Genomic DNA, 19,563 nt, shown 5'->3' on the forward strand with positions numbered 1-19,563 from the left:
ATCGTCGGCAAATCCAGTGCCGGGAATGATTGCAGGCGAAATGCGGTAGCTCAGTTCATCGATCCTGTCGCGTGGCTGCGCTTGTAACCCTGGGTCCTGTGGACCGGTATGGCGGCGGTGCTGGTAAGGCTGCAGGTTTGGCGTTTATCGGAGAGAACAGTACAATAGGCATATTGTTGGCAGGGAGGAACTTCATGATCACCCTCAAGACAAGGCTGCTGGCGATAAATGCTTTCATCTTGCTTTCGTTCGCCGCCACAGCCCACGCGGAAGACGCGGCAATGGACTGGCTCAACATCACCAACGGAGCCGTGCTGATCAGCGCGACCAGTCAATATGATTCCGGTTCCAACAGCGGGATTGCGGCCATCTCCGGCAACAACCGGTTTACCTGGTACACGGCGGAAAACGACGGTGGCCCCCAGACGCTGATCTACGAGCTGGCGCAACGCGTGATGATCGAACGTTTCGTCATCGATACGAGTTATGAAGCAAACTCGAGAGCACCGAAATCGGGAACGTTGTGGGGGTCCGAGGTATCCGCCGCCGGGCCATGGAAAGTGATCCGGAACTTCGAAGTCGACTCCGGGGCCGGGCGCAATGTCTTTTCCGTGACCGGCGAATTGTTTGCGTCCAGGTGGCTGAAGTTCGAGATCAAGTCCAATTGGGGCAGCCCCCAATACACGGCAATTACAGAGTTCGAAGCCTATGGTGAACAGGTGGGCACAATCGAACATGACACCGACCTCTCGGGCGCATTCAATTCAAACTACGAGAAGATGTGGCTGCTTATGGATGGAACGGATGTCGTGGGATGCTACGATTGGCAGAATGGAACGCTGACCGGTGATACAGACGGCCGTCTCTTTCGCTTTCAATGGACAGAAAAACCGCCACAGATAGGGTCCGCCATCATGGCCATATCCTCCGATGGAAGCGTTTTCGGCGGAATGTTTTTTGAACAGGGGGAGGTCCAGGGCATCTGGTCCGGAAGCCGGCTGACCGGCGGGTCCAAACCCAATTGTCAACCGAAAACCAACTCCGTGGAAGATGCATTGAACGAGAACAACCGTGCGGTGCTTTATGGAATTCACTTCGATTTCGATTCAGCCAAGCTGCGTTCTTCTGCCGCCCCGACGCTGAAGCTTCTCAAGCAAGCGCTCGATTCAAATCCGGGTTGGGCGGTGGAAATTCAGGGTCATACGGATTCCGATGGAACCGATAAATACAATCTCGATCTGTCTGACCGGAGAGCCGCATCCGTGCTTGCATGGCTTGCAAGCAATGGCATTGAGCAATCTCGCCTGACCTCGAAGGGTTTTGGGGAGTCCGTCCCGGCGAGCGACAACAGCAGTTCCCAAGGCAGGGCCTTGAACCGGCGGGTCGAGATCGTCAGGGCTCAATAGCGGCGGTTGACCAATGTCGGTCAACTGCAAGGAGAGAGCCATCGTTCCACGCCTGGCTGCATGAGCATTCCGAGTGTACCGGACGCCTGACGGCAGACATCGGTGGCCTGGGCAGGGCCTCCGCTCATCCCCTGCGCCTGACAGAGGGCCTTGCACTGCCCAAGCGCAGCGACGATATCACCACTGGAACGACAGGCGTCGAAACCACCGCCGGTCGAGTTTTGCCAGACCGATATTGCCTGCGCACGCCATTCCCGGTGCGGGTCGGTGTTGGCCTTGGCCTGCTCCGCCGCCAGCGCTTCGGCAGCCGCTTCCTCGCGCTGCTTCAGCCGCTTCAGTTCCGCCACCTGGCCAGGCAAGGGGTCAGCGCCGATCTCACCGGTATGGACCAGCGGCGGCCGGGGCTCGAAATAGGGGCCGTCATGCTGGACAATAGCGCCTGTATCGGCATTGGTGTAGATCTGGATCACGCGAAATGACAGATCGAGTTCGTAGGCAACGCGTCTGGCTCTGGCGACTTCCAACTCGAACTGGAATTCCCGCAAGTCGGGTTCCGGTTTTCCAACCTTTTCAACGAACGAGATCGCAAAATCCCTCAATCCGAATGCCGCCTCGGCGAGTTCGGCCCGTGCAGCGCAGGCGGTTTCGCACTGAGCCGTCGATCCGCCCTGCCTGCCGGCAGCGCACGCGTTTCGAGCGGCCTCGACGAAGGGTGAACAGATCCCGGCCTGATTGCCGAACCGACCGCAGATCGTCTCCCGGCTCCAGCCACAGGCTCCGGCGCTCGTACGCACCGCGGGCTTCTCGGGTTTCGCCGTTTCTGTCGGTTTTTCGTCCCCTGCAGGCGGTTTGAGGGGCAAAAGCTGCTTGCGGATCTGCGCCTCGATGCCTGAGAGCGCGTTCAATATCTGCTCGGGCGTCATGTTTTCGAAACCGGGCGGCCTTGTCACGACCGGTTCTTCATCGCTGACCGGACAGCTTGCCATCCCGTCGCGTTCGGGATCAAATCCGCCATAGGGGTCAGGACCGGCTTCGACGGCTTCCGTGCTGCCGTTATCCGGCGGAGTGCACTTCATGGGAACAAAATCAATGTCCTCCTGGCGACTCCGATTCTCGGCTTCGATCGCGTTGGAAAAATCCTGGCGCGCAGTGTCCAGCCGCGCCTCCAGCTCTTCCAGACCGTGCTGCATTCCGCTTACCGACAAGCGGGGCTTCGCCTTGTCATAGGCCAAGTGTGCCCTCTCGAGGTCGCCGGCGGCAGATCTGAGATCGCTGTAGGTTTTGTTGATCGCGCGATCATCGGTATCCGGATATTGCAGCCTTTGCGGGTCGACGATGCTGCGTCCGCCCGCCGTTTGCTTGTACGTCAGGGCGCTTTCAAGACCGGCAATTGCCGTCAGCTGCCTGGCGTGGTCGACAAAGGCATCGTGAAGTTTCTTCTTGTCTGCGATGTCGCTTAGCAGCCTGTCGCGCTCTTTCGCCATCTCCTCGAGCTGTTTGCCATGGCGCTCCGCCTGGGTCTGGAAAAGCCTTGTCTGCTTCTCCAACTCGCGCCACGCCGCGTCCGACCTGCTGATCGCCTCTCTCAGCCTCAACTCGATGCCGTCGATCTTTGCCCTGTTGAAGGCCAGGCATGCCTCATAGCTGATTGCGTTTTCCAGATCTGACTGCGCCGATGCCCGCTGCCCGGGCATGAGCAAGAAGCTCACCATTGCAACCGCAATGATTGCCATCAAAAACCGGGATTTCCTCATCGACTACTCCTCCCGATACGGGTTCGCCAATCGAGTTCGGTCGCGCCTGTCTCCTGGCCCGCAACCTCATTTTTGCGACCTGCGCTTCCAGAGCACCGGTCGTCATTGCCGGGCGGAGTTCGTTATTCCCTCGCCGGGCCACCTATCGCGCCAAGGACCGCTTCTACGCTAGCACCGAAGGCACAAATTGTGAACCGAACTCTCCTGTCCTACCGCAAAGTCAGATGCTGTTTGTTATCGTTTGCTGCCACCAGAGCACCGGTTGACGGGCCCGCTGCGCTCGCCTATCAGTGGCGCTACCGGGGGCGCCTTACGGCTGAGAAGTACCCTTTGAACCTGAACCAGATAATGCTGGCGGAGGGAGGGTAAATGTCGCGGGTTTCGCGGTCATCCTTTTCTCGCTGGACGGAGAAGAGACCGTGACAACAGACCAGATCCTCGCAACCCTTCAGACCCAGAAACCGCTGGTGCATTGCATCACCAACTACGTGGCGATGAACATTGCCGCCAATGTGGTGCTCGCCGCAGGCGCCTCGCCTGCGATGGTGCATGCGGAGGACGAGGTCGCCGATTTCGTGCCGATCGCAGGTGCCTTGACCATCAACATTGGCACCCTGTCGCCTGCCTGGGTGTCGGCGATGCAAAAGGCCGCGGATGCCGCCAGGGCCGCGGGCAAGCCCTGGGTTCTGGACCCGGTGGCGCATTTCGCCACGCCCTATCGCGGCGAGGTGGTGCAGGACCTGATTGGGCGGGGACCGGCGATCATCCGCGGCAATGCGTCGGAAATCATGGCGCTACGCGGTGCGGCCACCGCCGGCAAGGGCGTCGACAGCGGCGACAGCGTGGCCGATGCCGAAGCCGCGGCAATCGCCTTGGCCAAGGCGCAGGGCTGTGTCGTGGCGGTTACCGGCGAAGTCGATTTCGTCACCGACGGGACCCGTTCGGCGCGCATCTCCGGCGGAACTGAAATCATGCCGATGATCACCGCGATGGGCTGTTCGCTGACCGCGCTGATGGGGGGCTTGGCCGCAGTTGCCCCGGCGTTTGAAGCCGCCGTAGCAGCGCTTGCGCTGTTTGCCGAGGCCGGCAACAGGGCGGCCAGGACGGCCGGCGGACCGGGCAGTTTCCAGGTCGCGTTCCTCGATGCGCTGTCGCAGATCAAGCCCGAAGATCTTGCCGATGATGCAGGCGTGCAGTGGCTTTGAGGCGCGAGGCGCTGAGGCTTTACCTGGTCACGGATCCGGTTCTGTGTGCCGATCTCGGCGTGGTCGAGACCGTGCGCCGCGCCGTTGCAGGCGGTGTGACCATGGTACAACTCAGAGACAAGCAGGCCAGCACGCAGGAACGGGTTTCGCTGGCGCGGGCGCTGATGCAGGTGCTTGACGGCACCGGCGTTCCGCTGATCGTCAATGACGATGTGGATGCCGCCGTCGCCGCAAGTGCCGACGGCGCGCATATCGGCCAGAGCGACGGCGCGCCTGAACGGGCGCGGGCGCTGCTCGGTCCGGACCGTATCCTGGGCCTGTCCTGCGAAACGACAGAACGCGTCGCCGCAACCAGAAACCTGGATGTGGACTATCTCGGCCTGGGCCCGGTGTTTGCCACCGGCACCAAGGCCGATCACGAGCAGCCAACCGGGCTTGCCGGCCTGGCCGCGCTTGTCGCTGCAACCGACCTGCCGACGGTGGCGATCGGCGGGCTGAACGCACGCCATGGCGCGGATGTGTTGGCTGCGGGGGCCGATGGGCTCTGCGTCGTCTCGGCGATCTGCGGCCAGCCAGACCCGCGGGCTGCGGCTGCCTCCTTCTTCACCGACAGACATGAGGTGTCTCGATGATCCGCAACGTGCTCTCCATTGCCGGCTCGGACCCTTCCGGCGGCGCCGGGATCCAGGCTGACATCAAGGCGATCTCGGCCAACGGCGCCTATGCGATGGCGGCCATCACCGCGCTCACAGCTCAGAACACGCAAGGTGTCAGCGCCGTGCATCTGGTCCCGCCGGCGTTTGTCGGCGAGCAGATCGAAGCCGTGTTTGCCGATATCCGGGTCGACGCGATCAAGGTCGGCATGATTGCCACGGCCGAGATCGCCGAGGCGGTGGCCGGCGCCTTGCGAAAGCACAGGGCGGTGCCGGTCGTGCTGGACCCGGTGATGATCGCCAAGGGCGGCGCGCCATTGCTGGCTGATGATGCCGTCGCCACCGTGCGCGACCAATTGCTGCCGCTCGCCACGCTGCTGACGCCGAACCTGCCGGAGGCAGCGCATCTGCTCGGTTTGCCGATGGCCGAAAACCGCGATGACATGGCCGCCCAGGCAAGGGCCTTGCGGGCGCTGGGCCCCAGGACCGTGCTTCTGAAAGGCGGCCATCTCGAGAGCACCGACAGCCCTGACATTCTGGTCACGGGCGGCGAAGATCACTGGTTCGAAGCACCGCGCACTGCGACGAAGAACACTCACGGCACCGGCTGCACGCTGTCGGCGGCGCTGGCCGCGCAGATCGCCCGGGGCCTCTCCCTGCCCGACGCAGTCACCGCTGCCAAAGCCTATGTCGCGGGCGCCATCACTCAAGCGGACGAACTCAGCGTCGGCACAGGCCACGGCCCCACCCATCACTTTGCATATCTCTACAAGTAGGAATCAGCCCATGAAACTGGCAACTGTCACGGCGGCCCTGTCGCTGCTCGCCTCCCCGGTTCTGGCCGGAGACCAGATGACGCTGATGCTGGACTGGTTCGTCAATCCCGACCACGGCCCGATCATCATCGCCGAAGAAAAGGGCTATTTCGAAGAAGCCGGGCTCGCGGTCGAGATCATCGCGCCCGCCAACCCGTCCGATCCGCCGAAGATGGTGGCTGCCGGGCAGGCCGATCTGGCGATCTCCTACCAGCCGCAACTGCATCTGCAGATCCACGAGGGCCTGCCGCTCAAGCGCGTCGGCACCCTTGTGGCGACACCGCTCAACTGCCTGCTGGTCCTGGAAGACGGCCCGGTGAAGTCGCCCGCCGACCTGGCGGGCCGCAAGGTCGGCTTCTCCGTCGGCGGGGTCGAGGAAGCCGTGCTTGGCGCAATCCTGAAGACCCATGGGCTGGCGCTTGAGGATATCGAGCTCATCAATGTCAACTGGTCGCTGTCACCGTCGCTGATGTCCGGGCAGGTCGACGCCGTGATCGGCGCGTTCCGCAATTTCGAACTCAACCAGATGGATATCGTGGGCGCTGACGGCCGCTGCTTCTATGTCGAGGAAGAAGGCCTGCCGACCTATGACGAGCTGATTTATGTCGCCAATCCGGCGCGCATGGACCGCGAGATGGTCGCCCGTTTCCTGGCCGCGACCGAGAAGGCCACCCAGTATATCGTCAACCACCCTCAGGAGAGCTGGGAGATGTTCGCAGCCAGCTCGGAGGAACTCAATGACGAGCTCAACAAGCGCGCCTGGTTCGATACGCTGCCGCGCTTTGCGCTGCGGCCGACGGCGATGGATGCCGGCCGCTACGCGACCTTCGAGACCTTCCTGCACGAGGCGGGCCTGATCCCCGGCATCAACGAGGTGTCCGCCATCACCATCGACGTGACCGCGCCATGAGCACCCCCGGTTACGGCCAGGTCTTTGCCGCGCTGCGTGACGGGTGCCCGGAGCAATGGCAGGCCTATACACGTCATGCCTTTGTCGAGGGGCTGGGGGACGGTTCGCTGCCGCGGGCCTCGTTCATGCATTACCTGATCCAGGACTATGTCTTCCTGGTGCATTTCTCCCGGGCCTGGTCGCTGGGCGTGATCAAGGCGGAGACGCGTGAGGAAATGCAGGTCTGCGCTGCGACCGTGAATGCGCTGATCAATCACGAGATGGCGCTGCATGTGAGAACCTGTGCTGGCTTGGGCATCGATGAAGCCGCGCTGTTTGCCACCAAAGAGGAGGTCGCCAATCTTGCCTATACCCGCTACGTCATGGATGCAGGGCTGCAGGGCGATTTCATCGACCTGATCGCAGTGCTTGCGCCCTGCTGCTTCGGCTATGGCGAAATCGGCCTCCGGCTCGCCGGTGTGGCTGTGGCGGACACGCCTTATGCCGACTGGATAGTAACCTATGCCGGAGACGAGTATCAGGATGTGATGGCGTCGGTGGGCGAGATGTTCGATGCGGCGGTGTTCCGAAGGCTGGGGCCGGAGTTCCGGACGAGCCCACGCTGGCAGCGGTTGCAGGGCCGCTTCACCACGGCAACCGAACTGGAAGTGGGGTTCTGGGACATGGGGCTTGACGGCAGGTGAGCGCTCCCACCTCGATCGCGCTTCGGGGCAGCTACCGGATTGCCGACGAGATGCTGTTTGACGGCGTGGCGTTGACCATGCCCGCCGGTGAGTGGTCCTGCCTGCTGGGCCGGTCCGGGGTGGGCAAGTCGACGATCCTGCGGCTGATCCTCGGGCTTGAAACCGCGGGGCAATTCGAGGGAACGATTGCAGCCGGGGATGGCAAGCCGATTGGCGGACGCGCCAGTTACATGGCGCAATCGGACCTGCTGCTGCCCTGGCTCAGCCTGCGCGAAAACGTGGTGCTCGGCGTGCGTTTGCGCGGCGAAAGACCGGATTTCGACAAGGCCGATGCGATGATCGCGCAGGTCGGGCTGACCGACGATCATGCCAAGAAACCCGGTGCGCTGTCGGGCGGCATGCGGCAACGCGCAGCGCTGGCCCGGACGCTGATGGAGGATTGCCCGATCGTGCTCCTGGACGAGCCGTTTTCGGCGCTGGATGCCGGCACCCGCGCCGACATGCAGGATCTGGCTGCCCGGGTGCTGGCCGGCAGGACCGTGCTCCTGGTGACCCATGATCCCGCCGAGGCCTGCCGTCTCGGCCATCACGTCAATGTGCTGTCGGCAACCGGCATCGCACACTGGCCCGTGCCCGAGAGCGCCCCCATTCGAGGCGTGGATGACCCCGAACTGCTCCACACCCAGGCGTCCTTGCTGTCGCATTTGCGGGGGGCGGCATGACCCGCGGCTGGTATCCGCTCGGTGCCGGACTGCTGGGTCTCGGGCTGTGGCAGGCCGTTGTGTGGATCACCGGCGCGCCGCATTTCATCCTGCCCGATCCGTGGCGGGTGGCGAAGGTGGGGTTCGAGAACCGCGCGCTTATTGCGGAGCACACGCTGATAACTGCGACCGAAGTCGCCCTCGGGCTGCTGATCGGCTCGCTGCTGGGCGCGCTGACGGCAATCCAGCTCGCCGCCTCGCCGCGGCTGGCCCGGCTGACATTGCCGATGCTGGTCTTCACCCAGGCGGTGCCGGTCTTCGCGCTGGCGCCGATCCTGACCGTGTGGCTCGGCTACGGCATGGCGTCGAAGATCGCGATGGCGGTGCTGATCATCTATTTCCCGGTCACCTCGGCGTTTCATGACGGGCTCACACGGGTCCCGCCGGCGCTTCTGGACCTGGCCGAGACAATGGGCGCCAGCCCGTCGCAGATCATGCGGCGGATCCGGATCCCGCACGCGCTGCCATCGCTTGCCTCCGGTCTCAAGCTCGCAGCCGTCTACGCGCCCATCGGAGCGGTCATCGGCGAGTGGGTCGGCTCCTCGAAGGGGCTCGGCTACCTGATGCTGCTCGCCAATGGCAGGGCCAAGGTCGACCTGATGTTCGCCAGCCTGATCGCGCTGGCGGTTCTGACCGTTGTGCTGCACAAGGCAGTTTCGCTGCTTGCGCAGCGACTCACCGAGTTCTCCCGGTTCGCTTGACTTCTCGAGCAGCCCTGCCCGCTCGGGTCAGCTTTTCAGTTCAGGCAGATCCTTGAACAGCGCAAGCGCCTCGGGGTTGGCCAGCGCCTCCTGGTTCTTGACCGGCCGGCCGTGGACGATGTCGCGCACGGCGAGTTCGACGATCTTGCCGGATTTGGTGCGCGGGATATCGCTGACCGCGATGATCCGGGCCGGCACGTGCCGCGGCGAGGCGCCGGTGCGGATCTTGGTCCGGATCCGCTTTTCCAGATCGGCGTCGAGCGTGACGCCTTCGGCCAGCCGGACGAACAGGATCACCCGGACATCGTCGTCCCAGTCCTGGCCGATGCAGATCGCCTCGACCACCTCGTCCATCTGTTCGACCTGATTGTAGATCTCGGCAGTGCCGATGCGCACGCCGCCGGGATTGAGCGTGGCGTCCGAACGGCCGTGGATGATGATGCCGTTATGCGCGGTGCGTTCGGCAAAGTCGCCGTGGGTCCAGATGTTGTCGAAGCGTGAGAAATAGGCGGCGTGGTACTTCTCGTCGCCGGGGTCGTTCCAGAAGCCGATCGGCATGGCCGGAAACGGCTTGGTGCAGACGAGCTCGCCCTTTTCGCCGGTGACGGAATTGCCGTTGTCGTCCCAGACATCGACGGCGAGGCCGAGTCCGGGGCCCTGGATCTCACCGCGATGGACCGGCAGCGCCGGAATGCCGAGCACGAAGCAGGAAACGATGTCGGTGCCGCCGGAGATCGAGGCCAGATGGACATCCGGCTTGATGCCTTCATAGACGAAGGTGAAGCCTTCAGGCGACAGCGGTGAACCGGTCGAGGTCAGCAAACGCAACGAGGCGAGATCGTGGGTCTTCGCGGGTTCGAGGCCTGCCTTGCGGACGGCGTCGATGAACTTCGCCGAGGTGCCGAGCACCGCGAATTTCTCATCCGCCGCATAGTCGAAGATCACGTTGCCGTCGGGATAGAACGGCGAGCCGTCGTAAAGGCAGAGCGTGGCACCGACAGCCAGGCCGGAGACCAGCCAGTTCCACATCATCCAGCCGCAGGTGGTGAAGTAGAACAGCCGCTCGCCGGGCTCGAGGCCGCAATGCAGCCGGTGTTCCTTGAGATGCTGCAGCAGCGTGCCGCCAGCGGAATGGACGATGCATTTGGGAATGCCGGTGGTGCCGGAGGAAAACAGGATGTAGAGCGGATGCGAAAATGGCAGCGGCTCGAATTCGACCGTCCTGGCCGGATAATCGGCGGTGAAGTCTGCGAGGGTTACTCCGCCCGGCACGGCGCTGGCGACCGCCTTGGCGTCATCGAGCATCGGCACGATGATGCTGGCCTTTGGCTTGAGCGCTGCCGCGATCTCGACCAGCTTGTCCGACACTTCCTGGCGCTTGCCATTGTACCAGTAGCCGTCGCAGGAGATGAACAGTTTCGGTTCGATCTGGCCGAAGCGGTCGAGCACGCCCTTGACGCCGAAATCCGGCGAGCAGGAGGACCAGATCGCGCCAATCGAGGCGCAGGCCAGCATGCAGGCGATGGTTTCGGGCATGTTGGGCATCATCGCGGCAATGCGGTCACCCTTTTCAACGCCTTTGGCGCGGAAGGCCTGCTGCAGCTGCGAGACCAGCGCATGCAGTTCGAGCCAGCTCATCGAACGCTGGCCCTTGTCTTCGGCCCGGAACAGGAGAGCCGGCTCGGCACCGGTGCGCGAGAGCAGGTTTTCGGCGAAATTCAGCTCGGCATCGGGGAAGAACTTTGCGCCGGGCATGGCGTCGCCGTTCTCGATGATGCGTTCGCCCTTCCTGCCGCGGACACCGCAAAAATCCCAGACCGCCGACCAGAAGCCCTCGCGATCCGTCACCGACCACTCCTGCAGCGCCGCCGGATCCGTGAGCGACCGATCTGCCCTCTCTCCGGCAAATTCGGCAAACTTCATCCACGGGCTGGTCTTCAATGCCTGCTCATCGGGGCTCCAAAGTAATGTGTCGGTCATATCCTGCTCCTGCCTTCCAATAGGATGCGGTAGTAGCATTGGATGCATTCTATGCAAACAGTATATTGCGGCGCAGCATGACATTGCGGCCGCAACTGCGGCTCGCCAATTGCATTCGGCTTCACCAAGCTTTAACCAAGGCAAGCGGCACCATTCGGAGCAGTGGTTGGGGAGTAACGGATTGGGTTTCATCATCGCACAGTGGTCCTTGCGACGTGCGGCGATCTCGGGCGCGCTCTTCGTGCTGGTCACCGTGCTGGCCGTGTTCGCAAGCCTGCCGCTGGCGGTCTCCAGCGGCGTCGTGCGCGACCGCCTGGAACGCGACATCAGCGCCTGGGCCGGACATCCGGTTTCACTGGGTGATGCGCCCTCGATCGACTACTGGCCGACGCCGACGATCCAGCTTGACAATGTCGTGATCCGGCCATCAACCTTTGCCGGCGGCGATCCGATCATGCGTGCGGACAGCATTGTCGCCAATTTCAATCTGTTTTCGGCAGTGCTCGGTGCGCCGAGCTTCTCCGAATTCCGGCTGATCCGTCCCACCTTCAATGTCGAGCTCTATCCCGATGCGACGTCGAACTGGAGCTCCCCTTCCGGCGATCTGGCGCAAGGAATTGCTGCCGCGATCGAGCGGGATCTTGCCGCGCAGGCCGGCGAAAAGCCGCCGGAGTCGGCCGTCATTCCGGCCTCGGCGGCCCTTGGCGCGGTCACAATCGAAAACGGCACGGTCAAATGGATCCGCGACCCGGGTGCGGAAGCCGAAAAGCTGACCGCCATCAACGGCACGCTCGCTTGGACAGCGCCTACAGCGGTTGCGCGAGCGGACATGACGGCGATCTTCCGCGGCGAGCAGGTGACATTTGCGGGGTCGACCTCAGCCCCCCTGCTGCTGCTTGGCCGCCGGACCGCTCCTGTGCAAGTCAAGATCAGCTCGGTGCCGCTCAATATCGATTTCAGCGGATCTGCGAGCCTGGGGCCGGACCTGTTCCTGTCGGGCGCGCTGAAGCTTGCAAGTGTCTCGGTGCGGCGTGCGCTGGAATGGTCAGGCGCCGACATCAAGCCCGGCGAAGCACTGGGCGCGCTTGAACTGTCGGCAAAGATTACTGCCGAACAAAAAAGGGCCAAGCTCGACGACCTGATCATCATGGTCGACAAGAACCGCGGCATCGGTGTTCTCGACGTCGCCCTGCGCAGCGAAGAACCTCCCCTGATCACCGGCACACTGGCGTTCAGTTCACTGGATATCGCCTCATTCCTGCAAGCCTTTACGCCGCTGCCCAAGGCCGGGGGCGACATTGCCTCGACAATCGACACTAGGTTTCTGCGCGAGCTCGGACTCGATCTGAGGCTGTCGGCACAATCGGCAAGTTTCGGTCCGGTGGTGCTGTCCAATCTCGCGGCCGCGGCCCGGGTCGAGCAAGGCCGGGCCGTTTTCGATGTCGGCGACGCCACTGCCTATGACGGCAGCCTGATCGGCCGTATTGCCCTGTCCGAAAAAGGCGTCGATGGCGGCATCAAGGTACAGATGTCGGCGCGCAAGATGAATTTCGGCGGGCTGTTCGATGCCATCGGCCTGACCGGGCCATTGCCGCGCGGCACAGGGTCTCTCGACATCGAAGTCACTTCTCCCAATCCGACCTGGGCGACCACGCTGTCGGACCTCACCGGCAAGATCGACCTGGCAGTCGAGACCGGCATCGTTCCAGGTCTCAACATTGCCAGGTTCCGCGAACTCTCGAAGGCCGAGCGGTTCTTCGATCTCGACCAGTTGGGCGAAGGCGCCGGGTTCTCGTTCAACTCCGCACGGCTCCAGGCGACGATCGCCGAGGGCGAAGCCAACCTGACCACGGCCGAGCTGATCGGGCCCGAAACCATCATCGCCCTGTCGGGCGTCATCCCCTATTCACGCTCGAGCCTGGCGATGGCCGGTGTGCTTGGCCCCGCACCCGCTGCTGACGGCACGGCGAGCGCGACCGGCGCGGTGCAGGAACCATTGCGGTTTTTCATCGGCGGTTCCTGGCCGCAACCGGTGATTTCTCCGGTCACCCCGTAACGGCACAGGCAACCCCGGCAGCGCTTGCGCAATCGCGCGTAATTGGCGAAACTTGAGTGCAGGCAACGCCTCGACGTCCCCCGCGGCTCTTGCCGGATTGAAATGGAGAATGGCCCGATCATGCTGCGGTTGCTATCGGCTCTCGTCAAAATCGGACTTGCATCGCTGGTCACCGGTGCCGCCTTGTCGGCACTCAACCTGTCTGCTGCGGAATTGCTGGCCGAGATCGGGCTGACGCCAGAATTTGTATTCGGGCTGATGCAGGAGGGGGCTGAATGGGCGATACCCAACATCGTGCTCGGCTCGATGGTGATCGTGCCGATCTGGTTCGTCACCTACCTGCTGCGGCCACCCCGGAACTGAACTGCGGAAACAAGCCGCAGCCGCGCTGACCGATCAATGATTGCCTAGCGCTGCCTGTTCGTCGCGCCGGCGGCGGACCTCGCGGCTCTTGGTGAGCAGCGAAGCGATGATCACGCCAATGGTCACCACGCCAATAAGCAGCGTGCAGACGGCATTGATCTCAGGCGTCACGCCCAGCCGCACCTGCGAGTAGATCTTCATCGGCAGCGTGGTGGCGCCGGGCCCCGAGGTGAAGCTGGCGATCACCAGATCATCGAGCGACAGGGTGAAGGCCAGCATCCAGCCGGAGATCACCGCCGGCAGGATCACCGGCAGGGTAATCAGGGTGAAAGCCCGGAACGGCGGACAGCCGAGATCCTGCGCCGCCTCCTCGAGCGAGCGGTCGAAACTGACAAGACGCGATTGCACCACCACGGCGACGAAGCACAGCGAGAAGGTGATATGGGCCAGTGTCACGGTCCAGAAGCCGCGGGCGAAATTGATCGACACGAACAGCAACAGCAGCGACAGTCCGGTGATCACTTCGGGCATGACCAGTGGCGCATAGACCATGCCGGTAAACAGGGTGCGGCCGTTGAAGCGTGTGTAGCGGACCAGCGCCACGGCGGCGAGCGTGCCGAGAACCGTGGCGATCGACGCGGAAAGAAAGGCCACGCGCACCGTCACCCAGGCGGCATCGAGCAGCCCCTGGTTCCGGAACAATTCGCCATACCATTTGGTCGAGAACCCGGCCCAGACCGTGACCAGCCGGGATTCGTTGAAGGAATAGATCACCAGAAGCACGATCGGCAGATACAGGAAGGCAAAGCCGAAGATCACCGAGGTGATGTTGAACCAGGTCCAGCGCTTCCTCATCGGCTCTGCTCCGTCGCCCGCGCCTGGGCATTCTGGAACCAGACGATCGGCACCACGAGCACGATGAGCAGAATGATGGCGAGTGCGGAGGCCACCGTCCAGTCGCTGTTGTTGAAGAACTCGATCCACAGGGTCTTGCCGATCATCAGCGTGCCGGACCCGCCAAGCAGATCGGGGATGACGAATTCCCCGACCGCCGGGATGAACACCAGCAGGCAGCCGGCAAGGATGCCCGGAACCGCCAGCCGCGCGGTCACCTTCCAGAAGGCGCCGATGCGGGTACAGCCAAGATCGCGCGCCGCCTCGACCAGGGATTCGTCCATCTTCTCAAGCGTCGAGTAGATCGGCAGCACCATGAAAGGCAGGTAGGAATAGATGATGCCGATATAGACGGCCTTGTTGGTGGACAGGATTTCCAGCGGCGTGTGGATCAGCCCAAGCCACAAAAGCAACTGGTTGAGCAACCCCTCCTGCTTCAGGATGCCGATCCAGGCGTAAACGCGGATCAGGAAGGAGGTCCAGAACGGCAGGATCACCAGCATCAGCAATATGGGGCGCAAACCGTCGGGCGCCCGCGCCATACCATAGGCCAGCGGAAAGCCAATCAGCAGCGTCAGCACCGTGGAAACAAAGGCTATCTGCAGGCTGGACAGATAGGAATTGATGTAGAGCGAATCGCCGATCAGGAAGATGAAGTTTTCCAGATCAAGGCTGGTCAGCTTGCTCCAGAATTCCCCCCAGCCGTCGGAAAAGCTGAATTGCGGGGCATAGGGTGGTTGCCCGTATTCGAGATCGGACAGCGCGATCTTGAGCACCAACAGGAACGGCAGCAGGAAGAAGAACAGCAGCCAGATATAGGGAACGATGATGACCAGGCGGGCCTTGATGGCGGAGACAATGTTCATCCGGCAGCCCTCACAGCGATTTCACGATGCCGCGGAGCAGCAGATAGGCCAGCAAGCCGGCGAGCATCAGGTAGATTGCGGTGCCGTAAAGTTCGATCACCTGTGGCGAACCGTACAGCGTGGCGAAGAAACCGGCGGTCGAGAGCGCCACATAGGCTGCGAGATTTTGCCGTTTCGCCGGCAAGGGCCTGACCAGGATTCCACGGCTTCGCGCGAAACTCATTGCCCAGACCGAGACGCCGACATAGGCGATGAAGATCAGGCCGAGCTCCGGACGCTGGAGCAGCAGGACGGCGGCTACGGCAAATGCCATTGCCGCAGCCGAGATGCGGTTGACCCGGAATGCCCGGTCGATATCCGCTTCGCGGTTGATGTCGTTGTCTCCAGCAGCCATCGGCATCACCGGTCCAGAACAATGCCGGATTCGGCACCGAAGGTGAGCCAGACGCGCTCATCATAGCCGATCGGTTCCTCGACCAGACGGAAGCGGTTGAGCATCGCCGCCTGCACGACTGCCCCGGAGCCGAGCTTGACGTTGAGCACGGTCATGTCGCCCAGATAGGCGATGTCCCAGACCTCGCCTTCGAACGCGTTGACGGCGCCCTCCGGCCTTGTCCGGCTGATCCCGATCTTTTCGGGCCTGATCGCAAACCAGGCCGTGGCGCCCTTGTTGATTGCCGCCTCGCGCAAGGCGCCGGTGATCTTTCCGTCCGGGCCATCAAGCACGACGCGATCGCCGTTACTGCTTTCGACCTTGCCTTCGAGCGTGTTCACCGAACCGATGAAATCGGCGACATAGCGTGAATTGGGCGCCTCGTAGATTTCCACCGGCGTCCCGGTCTGGACGATGATGCCCTTGTCCATGACCGCGATGCGGTCGGACATGGTCATGGCCTCCTCCTGATCGTGGGTGACGATCATGAATGTGAGGCCCAGCTCCTGCTGCAGATCCATCAATTCGAACTGGGTTTCCTCGCGCAGCTTCTTGTCGAGCGCGCCGAGCGGTTCGTCGAGAATGAGCAGCTTCGGTCGCTTGGCCACCGAGCGTGCCAGCGCCACGCGCTGCCGCTGGCCTCCTGACAGCTGGTGCGGCTTGCGGCGGGCAAACTCCTCGAGCTTGACCAGTTTGAGCATCTGCTGGACCCGCTCATCGCGGGCAGCCTTTTCCATGCCGTCCTGCTTGAGGCCGAAGGCTATGTTGTCGGCCACGCTCATATGCGGAAACAGCGCGTAGGACTGAAACATCATATTGACCGGGCGCTTGTGCGGCGGCACGCCCTTCAGCGGCTGGCCGTCAAGAAACAGTTCGCCCTCGGTGGGTTCCTCGAAACCGGCAAGCATCCTGAGCAAGGTGGTCTTGCCGCAACCCGAGGGTCCGAGCAGCGAGAAGAATTCGCGCTCATAGACATCCAGCGACAGGTTTTCGACCGCGACGAAACTGCCGAACCGCTTGGTGACGTTCTGAAAGGAAATATAGGGCTTGGCGCCCGGATCGTCCCAGGGCGTGAACGACCGGCGGATGCTTCCCAATGACGGCATGGACGCCCCCCAAGCTGCTGAGTGAAAAAGGCCCGGCGCTGATGCGCCGGTCCGGTTCGGTTACTGTCCGGACTTGACCTCTGTCCAGGCGCGGTTGAGGATCCGCTTTTCACGCGCGTTGTCGGGCGAAACCGTGTAGAGGCGCGACACGGTTTCTTCGCTCGGATAGATCGCCGGATCACCAATCACTTCCTCGTCGAGGAACTCCTTGGAAGCTTCATTGCCGTTGGCGTAGTAGACATAGTTGGACGCCTTGGCCATGACTTCCGGCTTCATGATGTAGTTGAGGAATTCATGGGCTTCCTCGACATTCTGGGCATCCGAAGGGATCGCCATGTTGTCGAACCACATCAGCGCACCTTCCTTGGGGATGATATAGTCGACATTGACCCCGGCATCGGCCTCCGCTGCGCGATCGCGCGCCTGCAGCACGTCACCCGACCAGCCGACCGCCAGGCAGATGTCGCCGTTGGCAAGCGCATTGATATACTCGGAAGAATGGTACTTGCGCACATGCGGCCGGACCTTGAGAAGCAGGTCCTTGGCCTTGTCGATCGAAGCCTGATCCTTGAGGTCCGGATCCATGCCCTGATAGTTCAGCGAAGCCGGCACCAGTTCGGTGGGTGCGTCGAGCACGAAGATGCCGCAATCGGCGAGCTTTGAGACAGTGGCCTCGTCAAACAGTAGGTCCCAGGTGTTCAGATCGGCATCCGCACCAAGGCGTTCCTTGACCTTGTCGACATTGATGCCGAGGCCGGTGGTGCCCCACATGTAGTTGATGGCGTACTCGTTGCCGGGATCATACTTTTCCAGCCGCTCGGAAATTGCCGGGTCCATGTTGGTGATGTTCGGCAGCTTGGATTTGTCGAGTTTCTGGAACACGCCGGCCTTGATCTGGTTGGCAAGAAAGGTCCCGGTCGGCACGACGATGTCGTAACCGGTGGAACCCGCCAGCAGCTTGGTTTCGAGCACTTCGTTGGAGTCGAAAACGTCGTAGACGACCTTGATGCCGGTTTCCTTCGTGAAGTCCTCGAGAATGGATTCATCTATATAGTCGGACCAGTTGTAGACGTTGACAACGCGCTCCTGGGCGGTGGCGAGCACGGTCGATGCTGCAAGCATGACGGCTGCGGAGATTAGGCGGGTTTTCAGGGTCATTCCTGTTCCTCTCTTGTTGTCTTTCTTCATCCCGGCTTTGACGATCTGGTGCCGTTTTCGAAGCTGGACGTGAATGCGTCCCGCACCGGCCGGGCCGAGTGTGCGGGCCTCCAACCCTATGAAGGAAATGCGCAACCCACAAGAGGGGATCGGCGTGAACCTGTGCAATAGCAATGTCGCCGAAAAAGCGGGCTATAGCCTGTCCAGATAGGTGCATTACTGGAAATCGAAGGCCGAGAGCCCGGTCACCATTTCGTCCAGCCCCAGAGGCCGCGTGATCGGCGGTTCGGCGCGGGCGAGACAGCCGGCGCGCTCACACAGGCGGCAGGCCGGGCCGACCGGAATTGCCACCGGCTGCGGCGTCTTCCCGCCGCTTGTCGGCAATGCACCGCCATAGATGGTTTCATCGCGAAAACCGATGTCGCACCCGAGCAGGATGGCGGTGCGGCGGGGGCGCTCGGAGAAAGCGCCCTGCGGTCCTTCCAGCGTGCGTGATATGGTGAGAAACTCGGCGCCGCCGGGCATCTCCACCGCCTCGACCAGCACCTGGGAGGGCTGCGAGAAAGCCGCATGAATCGACAGTTTCGGGCAGTTGCCACCGAAACGCTGCTGCGGGAAGCCCTGCGCGCCGGCGCGGCGGAACCGGTGACCGGCGACATCGACCTCGAGCATGAAGAACGGCACGCCCTCGAGGCTCGGGCGGCACAGCGTGGTCAGCCGGTTGGCGGCCTGTTCGAAGGACACGCTGAAACGTGATTTGAGCACATCAATGTCATAGCGCGCCCGCTGGGCCGCGGCATGGAAAGCCTGGTAGGGCATCATCAGCGCGTGGGCGGCGTAACGGGCGAGCTCGAAACGGGCGATGCGGCGGGCCTCGTCGCTCGACAGCTTGAGCCCGTTGACGCCCGCGGCAATGGCGACATTCATGCGGATCGTTGCTGCCTCCATGGCGACCTCGCGCAGCTGGTCGAACGGTGAGAGCCGCTCGGAGAGGAAAAGCCGCTGCGAATGGCGGTCATAGCGGCGGCGCCAGTTGGGCATGGTGGCCACGGGCAGCGGGCGCACGACGACACCATGCTCGGCTTTCAGCCAGGCCTTGAGCGCCCCCATCAGGTCATCGCCGGGCTTGAGCAGATGGTGGAAGGCCTCCGCTTCCTCTTCCAGTGCCGGGTGATGGTTGGGGCGCGATTCGAGCACCTCGCGGACTTCGTCCATCGGCAGCTTCGCGCCCGACAACGCCGGGCTGTGGCCTTCTCGGGCGAGCATCGCTGAGAGATCCGAAAGCCGCTCGGCCTGCTCGCGATAGGCGCGGTGCAGCTTCAGGATGGCGGCGCTGGCATTGGGTGCGGCCTCGGCGATCTCGACCACTTCCTGATCGCCCGGCAGTTCACCGGCGAGCAGCGGATCGGCGAAGACCTCCTTGAGGCTCGCCAGCGTGGTGGCGCCGCCCTCGCCCTGCAGTTCCTCGACATCGATCTTGTAAACCGCCGACAGCTTGAGAATCAGCTGCACGGTGAGCGGCCGCTGATTGCGCTCGATCAGGTTGAGATAGGAGGGCGAAATGCCGAGCCCCTCGGCCATCGCCGTCTGGGTCAGGCCCTTGGCATTGCGAATGCGCCGGATGCGGGGGCCGGCGAAGATTTTCTGTTCAGCCATCTCGTCGTTCTTTACAGGTTTTTACAGAGCTGGAGCACGTTTTGACAGAACGCGGCTTTTACATTTTTTACAAATTTACAGGCAGGACCAGTCAAAGACAATACAGATTGACCTCAATTATCCGCTGAAAATGCTGAATTTTCTCGCTTGGTGTGCGCCGCAA

18 protein-coding genes and 1 riboswitch are annotated in these 19,563 nt (G+C 62.5%); of the genes, 10 read left to right on the top strand and 8 right to left on the bottom strand.

Features of this window, described 5'->3' with window-relative positions; genetic code table 11:
* Window positions 1–194: 194 nt before the first annotated feature.
* On the top strand, window positions 195–1,406 hold the full coding sequence (locus CRO46_RS17090) for an OmpA family protein (RefSeq protein ID WP_097109002.1): 1,212 nt from the start codon (window positions 195–197) through the stop codon (window positions 1,404–1,406).
* A 20-nt stretch (window positions 1,407–1,426) separates the two neighbouring features.
* Here the strand turns inward: CRO46_RS17090 and CRO46_RS17095 are convergent, their stop codons facing one another.
* Complete coding sequence (locus CRO46_RS17095; RefSeq protein WP_143439062.1) at window positions 1,427–3,160, bottom strand: hypothetical protein; 1,734 nt, start codon at window positions 3,158–3,160, stop codon at window positions 1,427–1,429.
* 291 nt (window positions 3,161–3,451) lie between these two features.
* Window positions 3,452–3,541, top strand: a riboswitch (TPP riboswitch).
* Between the two features lie 38 nt (window positions 3,542–3,579).
* Between CRO46_RS17095 and thiM the strand changes: the two genes are divergently transcribed.
* Genes thiM through CRO46_RS17130 form a run of 7 tightly spaced genes read left to right on the top strand, consistent with a single transcriptional unit; the run spans window position 3,580 to window position 8,888 of the window.
* The gene (gene thiM / locus CRO46_RS17100; protein ID WP_244577942.1) at window positions 3,580–4,365 is read left to right on the top strand and encodes a hydroxyethylthiazole kinase; all 786 of its coding nucleotides are present in this window, start codon (window positions 3,580–3,582) and stop codon (window positions 4,363–4,365) included.
* Window positions 4,362–4,997, top strand: a complete 636-nt coding sequence (thiE, locus tag CRO46_RS17105) for a thiamine phosphate synthase (RefSeq protein ID WP_097109004.1) — start codon at window positions 4,362–4,364, stop codon at window positions 4,995–4,997. Before thiM ends, thiE begins: the two co-directional genes overlap by 4 nt.
* Entirely contained in the window at window positions 4,994–5,794 is an 801-nt protein-coding gene (gene thiD, locus CRO46_RS17110) for a bifunctional hydroxymethylpyrimidine kinase/phosphomethylpyrimidine kinase (RefSeq protein ID WP_097109005.1), read from the top strand. Before thiE ends, thiD begins: the two co-directional genes overlap by 4 nt.
* Window positions 5,795–5,804: 10 nt before the next feature.
* Window positions 5,805–6,743, top strand: coding sequence for an ABC transporter substrate-binding protein (locus tag CRO46_RS17115; protein WP_097109006.1), 939 nt, complete (start codon window positions 5,805–5,807; stop codon window positions 6,741–6,743).
* Window positions 6,740–7,426 carry a thiaminase II gene (gene tenA / locus CRO46_RS17120; RefSeq protein ID WP_097109007.1) on the top strand — a complete coding sequence of 229 codons (687 nt, stop codon included), beginning with the start codon at window positions 6,740–6,742 and terminating at the stop codon, window positions 7,424–7,426. The genes CRO46_RS17115 and tenA overlap by 4 nt, the downstream gene beginning before the upstream one ends.
* Window positions 7,423–8,148 carry an ABC transporter ATP-binding protein gene (locus tag CRO46_RS17125; RefSeq protein ID WP_097109008.1) on the top strand — a complete coding sequence of 242 codons (726 nt, stop codon included), beginning with the start codon at window positions 7,423–7,425 and terminating at the stop codon, window positions 8,146–8,148. The genes tenA and CRO46_RS17125 overlap by 4 nt, the downstream gene beginning before the upstream one ends.
* Window positions 8,145–8,888: an ABC transporter permease gene (locus tag CRO46_RS17130; RefSeq protein WP_097109009.1), complete on the top strand. Its 744-nt coding sequence runs from the start codon at window positions 8,145–8,147 to the stop codon at window positions 8,886–8,888. Before CRO46_RS17125 ends, CRO46_RS17130 begins: the two co-directional genes overlap by 4 nt.
* Before the next feature lie 27 nt (window positions 8,889–8,915).
* On the opposite strand, the gene CRO46_RS17135 is transcribed toward CRO46_RS17130, so the two are convergent.
* Window positions 8,916–10,868 (bottom strand): acetoacetate--CoA ligase, encoded by a 1,953-nt coding sequence (locus CRO46_RS17135; RefSeq protein WP_097109010.1) that lies wholly within the window; start codon window positions 10,866–10,868, stop codon window positions 8,916–8,918.
* Between the two features lie 181 nt (window positions 10,869–11,049).
* Between CRO46_RS17135 and CRO46_RS17140 the strand changes: the two genes are divergently transcribed.
* Together CRO46_RS17140 and CRO46_RS17145 are read left to right on the top strand one after the other, a co-directional pair.
* The gene (locus tag CRO46_RS17140) at window positions 11,050–12,924 is read left to right on the top strand and encodes an AsmA family protein (protein ID WP_097109011.1); all 1,875 of its coding nucleotides are present in this window, start codon (window positions 11,050–11,052) and stop codon (window positions 12,922–12,924) included.
* Window positions 12,925–13,044: 120 nt separating this feature from the next.
* A complete protein-coding gene (locus CRO46_RS17145; protein ID WP_097109056.1) occupies window positions 13,045–13,287 on the top strand; it encodes a DUF6460 domain-containing protein in 243 nt (80 codons plus the stop codon).
* A gap of 33 nt (window positions 13,288–13,320) precedes the next feature.
* Here the strand turns inward: CRO46_RS17145 and CRO46_RS17150 are convergent, their stop codons facing one another.
* The 6 genes from CRO46_RS17150 to CRO46_RS17175 all read right to left on the bottom strand — a co-directional run bounded on the left by CRO46_RS17150 (window position 13,321) and on the right by CRO46_RS17175 (window position 19,400).
* On the bottom strand, window positions 13,321–14,142 hold the full coding sequence (locus CRO46_RS17150; RefSeq protein ID WP_097109012.1) for an ABC transporter permease: 822 nt from the start codon (window positions 14,140–14,142) through the stop codon (window positions 13,321–13,323).
* A complete protein-coding gene (locus CRO46_RS17155; RefSeq protein ID WP_097109013.1) occupies window positions 14,139–15,047 on the bottom strand; it encodes an ABC transporter permease subunit in 909 nt (302 codons plus the stop codon). The genes CRO46_RS17150 and CRO46_RS17155 overlap by 4 nt, the downstream gene beginning before the upstream one ends.
* A 10-nt stretch (window positions 15,048–15,057) precedes the next feature.
* Complete coding sequence (locus CRO46_RS17160; protein WP_143439063.1) at window positions 15,058–15,441, bottom strand: hypothetical protein; 384 nt, start codon at window positions 15,439–15,441, stop codon at window positions 15,058–15,060.
* A gap of 5 nt (window positions 15,442–15,446) precedes the next feature.
* The gene (locus CRO46_RS17165) at window positions 15,447–16,586 is read right to left on the bottom strand and encodes an ABC transporter ATP-binding protein (RefSeq protein ID WP_097109015.1); all 1,140 of its coding nucleotides are present in this window, start codon (window positions 16,584–16,586) and stop codon (window positions 15,447–15,449) included.
* Window positions 16,587–16,646: 60 nt separating this feature from the next.
* Window positions 16,647–17,744, bottom strand: coding sequence for a polyamine ABC transporter substrate-binding protein (locus CRO46_RS17170; protein WP_179759100.1), 1,098 nt, complete (start codon window positions 17,742–17,744; stop codon window positions 16,647–16,649).
* Window positions 17,745–17,960: 216 nt separating this feature from the next.
* The gene (locus tag CRO46_RS17175; RefSeq protein WP_097109016.1) at window positions 17,961–19,400 is read right to left on the bottom strand and encodes a helix-turn-helix domain-containing protein; all 1,440 of its coding nucleotides are present in this window, start codon (window positions 19,398–19,400) and stop codon (window positions 17,961–17,963) included.
* Window positions 19,401–19,563 lie beyond the last annotated feature (163 nt).

The sequence above is a fragment of the Parahoeflea halophila genome (assembly GCF_900220985.1).
Classification (GTDB): Bacteria; Pseudomonadota; Alphaproteobacteria; order Rhizobiales; family Rhizobiaceae; genus Hoeflea; species Hoeflea halophila.